The sequence below is a fragment of the Veillonella parvula genome, from assembly GCF_024461875.1.
Lineage (GTDB): Bacteria > Bacillota > Negativicutes > Veillonellales > Veillonellaceae > Veillonella > Veillonella parvula_I.
On the sequence record NZ_JANGAL010000004.1, the window covers coordinates 128,785 to 137,606 of the forward strand.

6 protein-coding genes are annotated in these 8,822 nt (G+C 38.4%); all 6 read right to left on the reverse strand.

Going from position 1 to position 8,822, the window contains the following annotated elements:
* Positions 1-236: 236 nt before the first annotated feature.
* Positions 237-3,824 (reverse strand): thiol reductant ABC exporter subunit CydD, encoded by a 3,588-nt coding sequence (cydD, locus tag NE668_RS08015; RefSeq protein ID WP_227037914.1) that lies wholly within the window; start codon positions 3,822-3,824, stop codon positions 237-239.
* 200 nt (positions 3,825-4,024) lie between these two features.
* On the reverse strand, positions 4,025-5,044 hold the full coding sequence (gene cydB, locus NE668_RS08020; RefSeq protein ID WP_008603507.1) for a cytochrome d ubiquinol oxidase subunit II: 1,020 nt from the start codon (positions 5,042-5,044) through the stop codon (positions 4,025-4,027).
* Positions 5,035-6,423 (reverse strand): cytochrome ubiquinol oxidase subunit I, encoded by a 1,389-nt coding sequence (locus NE668_RS08025; RefSeq protein ID WP_077708226.1) that lies wholly within the window; start codon positions 6,421-6,423, stop codon positions 5,035-5,037. The genes cydB and NE668_RS08025 overlap by 10 nt, the downstream gene beginning before the upstream one ends.
* A gap of 84 nt (positions 6,424-6,507) precedes the next feature.
* Positions 6,508-6,939 (reverse strand): RrF2 family transcriptional regulator, encoded by a 432-nt coding sequence (locus NE668_RS08030; RefSeq protein ID WP_021147851.1) that lies wholly within the window; start codon positions 6,937-6,939, stop codon positions 6,508-6,510.
* A gap of 225 nt (positions 6,940-7,164) precedes the next feature.
* On the reverse strand, positions 7,165-7,659 hold the full coding sequence (locus tag NE668_RS08035; protein ID WP_227037912.1) for a MogA/MoaB family molybdenum cofactor biosynthesis protein: 495 nt from the start codon (positions 7,657-7,659) through the stop codon (positions 7,165-7,167).
* An 8-nt stretch (positions 7,660-7,667) separates the two neighbouring features.
* Positions 7,668-8,528, reverse strand: coding sequence for a polysaccharide deacetylase family protein (locus tag NE668_RS08040; protein ID WP_004695357.1), 861 nt, complete (start codon positions 8,526-8,528; stop codon positions 7,668-7,670).
* Positions 8,529-8,822 lie beyond the last annotated feature (294 nt).

Below are 8,822 nucleotides of genomic sequence, written 5' to 3' on the forward strand. Positions count from 1 at the left end.
AAAATTATACCATATATTGCATGATTTATCGATAAAAGTATACTACATATACTATTAAATATAAATATAATTAAAGCCCCTTTTTGCATAGTAAAAGGGGCCTTATTAATGTAGTTAAACATTAGTCATATTATAATTTAATATTCATAATAGATCTTAAATTGCAACGTAATATTAAACATTGTTCAAATCTATAATTAAGCATTAATAATAGATACTTTAAATGATATTTAGTTTTATTGAATACTTGCCATGGATAAATAACAGTATTCATAGAAACGACCTTTAAGCGCCATTAGCTCTTCATACGTTCCATCTTCAACAATTTGCCCTTTATCCATAAATAAAATCCGGTCCATTTGTTCTAAACCTTCCAATTGATGCGTAATATATAGACATGTCCTACCCTCTACATAATGCATCAAGTCACGATGTAAAGCTTTTCTTGTTACTTGATCCAAGCCTTCTAAAGGTTCATCTAATAAAACGATTTTAGGATTCCGCAAGAACAATCTAGCTAATGCAACTCTTTGACGTTCACCACCACTCAAACCTTGCCCTCCACTCCCTACAATCGTATTCATACCTTCTGGTAATTTTTCAACTACCGATCGCAATGATGCACGGTTAATGGCTTGATCTAAATCCGCCATAGAAGCTTCAGGTCTTGCAAGGCGTATATTATCCTTAAAGGAAGCATTAAAAATATACGTATCTTGAGTTATAGTCCCCAATGCATTACGCCAAGTATCAATTGAAATATCTTTCAACTCCACCGAGCCTATACGAATGGATCCACCATAATCATATAACCTCTCAAGCATATTAAATAATGTCGTCTTGCCAGACCCACTAGCACCAACGATAGCAATGGATTTCCCTTGCTGAATATGTAGTCTGAGATTCTCATAAATATGGCGATATTCATCATAACCAAAGGATACATCTGTAAAAATAATATCATCATTAGGGTTAAATGATTTTGGTGATATAGGTTCTACAATAGATATCGGTTCATTACTGAGAGCCATGAGACGACTTGTAGCAACTTTACTTTCTGCACCATGATGAACAGCAGCAATCATAGGCTGTAACGCTTCAAACCAAGCCTGTGTGCCAATGGCAGCCACCGCTACCATAACACTAGCCCAAGCACCTGTTAACGCATTAGAAGCCATAATAGCTACAATAACTACAGTTAACTGAACGCCGCCCATGAATAGTGTATTACCCATATTCATGCCTCGCTCAATAGTACCTTTTTGAGCATCTACATTGCGCATCATATGCTGAATACGCTTATATACCATGTCTTCATTGCCATAACTAATCACATCTTCCAAACTATCCATAGTATCACTTAAAAGCGCTTTATAATCGCCTTGTTGGGGCCCAATCGTACGTAAAGATTCTTTATTATACGAATAAACAACCAAAGGTACTATTACACCTAATACGAAGGCCGACAAAAGAATAGGTATAATCAAACTATTGTCAATTGTAGAAACTCCATATGCAATCAATATAGTCAAGGCAACGGCTGCTACGGGTGGAATCAAAGTGCGCAAGTAGAAGAATTGTAATACCTCTATATCCCCCATGATGCGTCCCAACATATCACCTGCCCCAAACCGTTTGAGTATAGCAGGTGCCAATGGTTCCAAATGAGCATAAAACCACAAGCGCAAGCCATAGAGTCCTTGGAATGCCATGCGATGAGATGTATAGCGCTCAAAATAACGACATACAGCACGACTAACACCGAAGAATCGAACTCCTACGATTGCAAGACTTAAATAAGTAAGTCCTGGTTGCAGTGCGGCAGATGCCAATAGCCAAGAGGATACTGTCAAAAGCCCAACATTCATAAACACTGTTAAGAATGTAAATAGCAAGGCCAATACTAATGACCACTTAGCGGGACTCAATACAGAAAACAACAACTTCCAACCTTGTAAGCTCATATTAGAACCTTTTGCATTATCTTTAAAAGTCTCAGTATATTTAACAGATTTAACAAAATGCTCTGTGCCATTGATAGGTTTATCTACGACCAATGTATTCTCTGAATCAAATTGTTTTCCAATATACAATGGTTCTTCAAGAGTTGCTGATAATTGCCCTAAGCCAGATGTAACAAGGTCTTTAAAATAACCCGCTTCTTGAAGTAGGTCATGATAAGAACCTTCTTGAAGAATTGATCCATTTTTCAAGACATATAGCTTAGATGCCCAATGCATAGTTTGTAATCGATGCCCAATAATGATGGCAACCTTATTTTCCATCAAACGCTGAATAGCTGTACTTATAATAGCTTCTGTTTTTACATCTAGATGTGCTGTCACTTCATCAAGAATCAATACTTGACCCTTCCGGAGGAATGCACGAGCTAAAGCAATACGTTGCCGCTCGCCTCCACTAAGACCTAACCCACCTTCACCGATAACCGCATCAAGCCCATCTTGTTCTCGATTAATAACATCTAATAGCTGAACTTCTTTGCACGCATCAAGAATCTCTGCATCACTTACATCCATACCAAAGGATAAGACCTCTCGCAAGGACCCTTTCATAATATGTGGATGTTGAGATACATAGATAATTTGCTGACGCCACCAGTTGATATCTAAATCACATATATCAATGCCATCGATAGTAACTGTTCCTTTCGGAGCCTGTAAAAACCCTCCAACAATATGGGCCATAGTAGATTTACCAGCTCCGCTTTCACCAACGAGCATAATAGGTGCATTACGTTCAGCCTGCAGCGTAATGTGGTGTACCCCATTCTCACTATTTTTATAGGTGAAAGTTAAATCTTTAATTGCAATTTCCTGTATAGGCTTATCAAGTTTAGACTCACCACCTACTGGTAAATAAGGTGGACGCTGCATGAATTCTTCATACTTCAGAATAGATGTTTTCCCTGCCATCCCTGTGTGGAAAGCTGCCCCCAATTGTCTAAATGGAGTATAGAACTCCGGCGCTAACAACAAAATAAAGAAGGCTGAAAAGAATGTGACTTCACCATCTAATAAGGTTAGACCTAAATATACCGCAATCAGAGCAGTACTAATTGTACTCACTAATTCAAGTACTAATGCAGATAAAAAGGCTACGCGCAACACGCGTAAAGTGGAATCTTTAAACTCTTGAGATAATCGACCAATAACCTTAATTTGATCCTTTGCACGGCCAAAGAGCTTTAGCGTAGTAATCCCTTGTAGTACATCTAAAAAATGCCCCGATAGGAAGCTCATACGTTCCCATTGTTCCTTATTTAATCGATCAGCTTGCTTCCCAATCAAGATCATAAAAAATGGAATTAAAGGCACCGTAACAATCAAAATAATACCAATTATTGGCAATGTATTTACAATGGCAATCCCCATAATAAGAGGAATCATAATAGCATATAAAATCTGCGGAATGTAACGTGCTATGTAAGCATCTACTTGTTCTAAACCATCGGTAAGCATATGGATGACATCGCCATGACGTTCCTTATGCTGTATACCGAGCTTAAACATATGCGCCAAAGAGCGTTCTCTAAAGGATGCTTTTACAGCACTTCCCAAATGATTTGCTACCGCCTCTTGAACATAATGAGCCACCAATCTCACAATAATAGCAATAAACAAATAAATAATGGTGTTCGTTTCGTCAGCTAGTGTATGCTCCAAAAATATAAGATTATTTATTAAGGTTCCAAAGAACCAGGCTTGCCCAACAATGGACAGACTTTCTACTAAACAGGTTAAGCCGAGTAGCACAAGCGGTCCTTTATGTTCTAGCAGCGCTTTAAATGCGGTACGCTGTATCATACTATCCTCTACGGTAAATCTATTTAAATATATAAACTCAAACAAATTTAAATCCCTATTACTAAGCCTACAAGAGTCCAAGTGAATCTAAATTTATCAATATTATATTCATCTTACCATAAAAAAGAGGCGTGCCGCTACGGCACGCCTCACATTAAGACCTAATTTTTACAACTTACATAAGTTGTAAAGCTATACTATTAATAGTGTAAATCTTTTTCTGTTACACGATGACGGAATGTCCAATATACCCAAGATTGGTAAACCAAAATAATTGGCACAAATACGAAGGCTACACAAGTCATCAAAGTCAACGTATAAGTAGAGTTAGCTGCATTAGTAATAGTCAAGCTCCACTCAGGATTCAAAGAAGAAACCATGATGCGAGGGAACAAACCTGCAAAGTATGCAGCTGTTACAGAAATAACAGATAAACAACTGAATAAGAAACCCCATTTTGTATTTCGAGTGCGTGCTGCACCCCAAGAAATGAGGAAGGACATGATAGCTAATGCAAAGCAAACTATAGCTAATACAGAATTAAACAAATCTGTATACACGTAAGTTGCACCTACCAATGCCAATGCACCGATAGCTGTAGGAACACCTACTACCAAGGATGCCGCACGAGCGCGCTCAGAAACAGCACCAGCTGTTTTAATAGAAGTAAATAAACCACCATGGTATGTAAATACCAAAATGAACGCAATACCACAAAGTATGGTGTATGGACTTAATAAATCAGAAAAAGTACCAACATATGTCATACTTGCATCAATTGGAGTACCTTGAATCAAGTTACCTACTGTAACACCCCACAATAGTGCAGGAATCAAGGAACCAAAGAAGATGCAGTAGTCGAATGTTTTACGCCATAACAAATTAGGGCTCTTAGAACGGAATTCAAAGGATACACCACGAATAATAAGAGCTGCAAGCATCAAAAATAGAGCCAAGTAGAATCCACTAAACAATGTAGCATACACGTGAGGGAAGGATGCGAATAATGCCCCTCCGGCAGTAATCATCCAGACTTCATTACCATCCCACACTGGACCTAAGGCATTGATCATTTGTCGACGTTCAACGTCAGTTTTACCAATGAATGGCAACAAAATACCAGTACCATAGTCAAAACCTTCTAATAAGAAGAAGCCAGCGAATAGTACAGTAATTAAGATAAACCATACCACTTCAAGGTTATTAAAAATTAATTCCATAATCTTGCCTCCTCTTTTTCAACTACATCATGAGATGGATTTCCATCTGGACCTTTTTTAATGTGTTCTACAGCAAGGTAGATAGCCGCGATAGCAGCCACGATATACACAAGTGTAAAGCCGATGATTGTAGTCATAATTTCTGGAGCCGTTACGGATTTAGACGCACCATCTGCAGTCAATTGCAAACCATATACAAGCCATGGTTGACGACCTGCTTCTGCTACAAACCAACCAGTGGAGTGAGCGATGAATGGCAATGGCAACATCCAGAACATAATTTTTAAGAATGTACGATTTTCAACAAGCTTGTCTTTTGCATTTAGGATAAGACCTACAAAGGCAACAAGTAACATAAGAGAACCGGATGCTACCATGACACGGAATGTCCAGAAGATTGCTGGAACATCTGGAATATAGTTGCCAGGGCCATATTGAGCCTCCGATTTTGCTTGAAGGTCTTTAATACCTTCTACCTTACCAGACGTAAAGGAGTTTTGAGTCAAGAAGGATAAACCACCAGGAATTTCAAGAGCACCTGTATTCTTTTGTGCTTTAGTATCAATATTAGCTACCAAAGAGAATGGCGCTGGATCTTGTGTTTCCCACAACGCTTCCATAGCAGCCATTTTCATAGGTTGTACTTTTGTGATGTATTGACCTTGATGATGACCAGCTAATGCACCTAAAGTACCAAATACAAGTGCGATAACCATGCCCCATTTAGCGGAGCGGCGGTAGAACTCTGTCGCATTATTACGCAATAAGTGCCATGCACTGATTGCCATAATAATTACACCAGCTGTTAATAAACCATTCAATACGATATGGAAAAATTGTCCAGGTACATAGCCATTTTGAACGATGGTCAGGAAATTTTCCATCTCTGCACGGCCATTGCGTAATACAAAGCCTACAGGATGTTGCATAAAGGAGTTTGCTACGAGAATCCAGAACGCAGATAAGTTAGTACCTAACGCTACAAATGTAGCTACAAGGGCGTGAACACATTTATGTAAGCGGTCCCAACCGAAAATCCAAACGCCCATGAATGTAGATTCCAAGAAAAATGCCATTAATGCTTCAAGGGCCAATGGGGCACCAAAAATGTCACCCATAAAACGAGAATATTCTGCCCAGTTCATACCGAAATGGAATTCCTGAACAATACCAGTCACCACACCCATGGCAAAGTTAATTAGGAACAATTTCCCCCAGAACTTAGCCATTTTTTTGTATACTTCTTTACCAGTCGACACATAGGTCCACTCTAAAGCAGCAACAGTCACTGTCATACCTAGTGTGAACGGCACAAATAACCAGTGATAGATAGATGTTAGCGCGAATTGCAATCGGGCTAAATCTACAGCTTCAAACATGTGTTTTCCTCCTTAGAATAAAATACTAACATCACTTGACGAGCTTTTACAAAAAACCTTGCATCATTGCGACTGTAAAAAAGCTCAAGCCTCAGCAATAATCAACTGTTCTCGTTGGGCAAGGGTCTTAAAATTAACCGCTTCCAACTGATTGACCAATTGATGCTGAATCACGCCCATTGCTTCATTTATAGCGCAATGCCCCTTACAAGACTTAGAGCAAGAACCTACATCATATAAACAACGTTGTAAATACGCATCCCCTTCTACTGCTCTAATTACATCGAGCAACGATATCTCTTGAGGGCTTCGATTCAGGGCAAATCCGCCATCTACACCGCGAAAGGATTTCATAATCCCTGCTGCAATGAGACTACGCATAATCTTAAGCAAAAAGCGTTCTGGAATCAACTCTTGCTCAGCCAATACAGCACCAGTTATCTTCGAACCCGAAGGTAGTAGCGCCATATGTAAGACCATGCGAAATGCATAATCCGTGGCCTGATTTAACTTCATAAAGTCTCCTTTCTCATGCACTCGGACAAACGTATTACTAAATCTAGTATAAATGAAATAAAACAATACTGCAATGGTATTGTTTTATTTATAACGAAAAAATTCACTTAGTTCTCATGCACATGCTTTATGTCCCCAATGACGGATTTAATCTCCACAAAATGCTTATTATAATCGCACTTTCAAAAAAGACTGCTTCACAAAAGAGCAGTCTCAATATATGTATTATTTTGTAATTTCTCGCACCAAATGCCCCATTTCAGGAATGATGAGTTTGCTCATCGCCAAAGTAACAGCTCCTACAGACCCAGGAATGGAGAACATTAAAGTATTGTTATTAACACCAGCTTCTGCACGAGATGCCATTGCTTTTGTTCCAATATCCTCCGTATAGGATAAATATCTAAAAATTTCACCAAAACCTGGAATATGCTTTTCATATAAGCTATTTACAGCCTCGATGGTAATATCTCTCATAGCAATACCAGTTCCCCCAGTAGATATAATGACATCAATAGACTCATCATTACACCATGGAGTCATAGCATTTATTATAGCATCACAATCATCAATTACAATTTTGCGATCTGCTACAATATGATTTGCTTTTTCCAAGAATTCTTGAACCTTGTTGCCTCCTTTATCTGTTTCTAATGTACGAGTATCAGATACAGTTAACACTGCAACACGTAAGGGTCTTGATACAACTTCGTAAGACATAATTCCTCCTAAAATAAAGGCATAATAGACGCCAATATCGGCCATCCATTATCGCGTAATGTATCACGCAATGCCCATGTATACTTAATAAGCGGTGCACAATGTAGGCGCAACCAGAAAGATAAATACGGTGTATCTCCTTGGAATACAGCTAGTCGATTTAGAGCATATAAATTATCCCCTGGCTTTACTGTCCCTGGTTGGACTGTGAAAGCCATTTTATACCCAGACTGTTTAGTAACATATTGAACGAGCATATCATTAAAACCACCAGGATACGCCAAGTAACTAATAGGTTCTCCTAAGATACCTTCCATAGATGTTTTACCACCGAGAATGGCATCAGGCAATTCCGTAGGATCCATATGAGTTAGTATCTTATGATGATTTGTATGCCCTTGAATATCAAAACCAGCAGACTCCATTTGGTGCATTTGTGCAGTGTTTACAAAACCAGGCGTATTGGCTGCGTCACTAATCATGAACAAAGTAGCTTTCATATTATATTCTTTTAATATAGGCAATGCATGTTCATAATTATCTACATAACCATCGTCAAATGTTATTACTATAGGCTTCTCTGGTAAATCCGAACCATTTTGTAAATAATCATACAACTGATTCAATGTAATCGTATTATAGCCATGATTATGGAGGTATTCCATCTGCTCCTTAAACTGATCCACATGCAATGTTAAAGCGGAGTGTTTCTCATCATTTATTTGATGGTAATTAAGTACTGGTACACCATATAACTTGTAATCTGAAGACAGGCCCCACATAACCCCAATAGAAACCGCTAAGATTGCAATACATATTGCCATACAATATAACAACTTTTTAATACAACTCTTGCCATATTTATACATATAAAATAATCACTCCCATCCACTTACATACACAATGAGAATACCATATTTTTAATAAAAGTATCAAGAAAATAGACGTATAAAAAAGATCATTTTTTCTACAACTAAACTTAAATTCCTATCAATGCTCATTATGGATTTACCTTCACTGCTCCGCAGTTCTGTACAGCTTACGTTCGGAAAAAGGTGATACAACAAAAAAAGACACACCCTTAGGTGTGCCTTTAGCTTAATCAGCGGCTTCCTATCCTCCCAGGCCGTCTCCAGCCAAGTACTTTCGGCGTTTATGAGCTT